The organism is Kribbella hippodromi, from assembly GCF_039531045.1.
Taxonomy (GTDB): Bacteria; Actinomycetota; Actinomycetes; order Propionibacteriales; family Kribbellaceae; genus Kribbella; species Kribbella hippodromi.
This window is the reverse complement of record NZ_BAAAPH010000057.1, coordinates 1-1288: the sequence shown is the minus strand read 5'-3', so window position 1 is coordinate 1288 and position 1288 is coordinate 1. Positions and strand designations below refer to the sequence as shown.

Here is a 1288-nt window from a genome sequence, read left to right as displayed (position 1 = left end):
TCGTAACGTGGGTGCCGGCATCCTTCGCCTGATCTGATCGGCCAGTGGATTCGACGAGGAAGGGGCGGTCTGTGAGCCGTCGCGAGTACGCCGTGTTCTTGGGGCTGGACGTCGGCAAGGAAGAACACCACGCCTGCGGTCTGGACGGCGACGGTGAGCGGGTGCATGACAAGCCGTTGCCGCAGTCGGAGGCGAAGATCCGTGCCGTGTTCGAGGCGTTGTCGGCGCGCGGGCTGGTGCTGGTGGTGGTCGATCAGCCGGCCTCGATCGGAGCTCTCGCGGTTACGGTCGCGCGTGATCTGGGCATCGATGTCGCTTACCTGCCCGGGCTGGCGATGCGCCGCATCGCCGACCTGCACCCAGGAAACGCGAAGACCGACGCGCGTGACGCCTACGTGATCGCCGAAGCGGCCCGGTCGATGCCGCACGCGCTGCGCCGCGTCGACACCGGCGACGACGCACTGGCCGACCTGGAAGTCATCGTCGGCTACGACGACGACCTGGCCGGCGAGGTCACCCGGATCAGCAACCGCATCCGCGGCTTGCTCACCCAGATCCACCCCGCCCTGGAACGCGTCCTGGGCCCCAAGATTCAGCACCCCGCCGTGCTCGAGCTGCTGACCCGGTTCGGCGGACCCCAAGGACTCGCAGGCGCCACCCGACGCCAGCTCGTCACCGCCACCAAGACCCGAGCACCACGCTCCTACGACAAGCTCGTCGACGCCGTCCAGCAAGCCCTCACCGAACAGACCGTCACCGTCCCCGGCACCCGCGCCGCCGAACTCGTCCTGCCCCAACTCGCCACCACACTGAGCGGGCTCCTGACCCAACGAGCCGAGGCAGCCCGCCAGATCGAGGAGATACTCGATGCACACCCTCTTGCCAAGGTCCTGACCTCGATCCCCGGCATCGGCGTCAGGACCGGAGCCCGCATCCTGCTCGAAATCGGCGACGGCACAGCCTTCCCGACCAGCGGACACCTCGCCGCCTACGCCGGACTCGCACCCGTCACCCGCCGCTCCGGCACCTCGATCCGGGGCGAACACCCCAACCGAGGCGGCAACAAGCAGCTCAAGCGAGCCTTCTTCCTCGCAGCGTTCGCAGCACTGTCGGACCCAACCAGCAGGGCCTACTACGACCGCAAACGAGCAGCCGGAAAGAAACACAACGCCGCCCTCATCTGCCTCGCACGACGACGCGTCGACGTCCTCCACGCCATGCTCCGCACCGGCACCCTCTACCAACACCCAACCCCATCAGCCGCTTGACGAAACCCATAGGGACACCC

Annotated in this window: 1 protein-coding gene; it reads left to right on the top strand. The window is 67.9% G+C overall.

Going from position 1 to position 1288, the window contains the following annotated elements; all coding sequences use genetic code 11:
- The first annotated feature begins 71 nt into the window (after positions 1–71).
- Positions 72–1268 (top strand): IS110 family RNA-guided transposase, encoded by a 1197-nt coding sequence (locus tag ABD260_RS37460; RefSeq protein WP_344241736.1) that lies wholly within the window; start codon positions 72–74, stop codon positions 1266–1268.
- Positions 1269–1288: the final 20 nt, after the last annotated feature.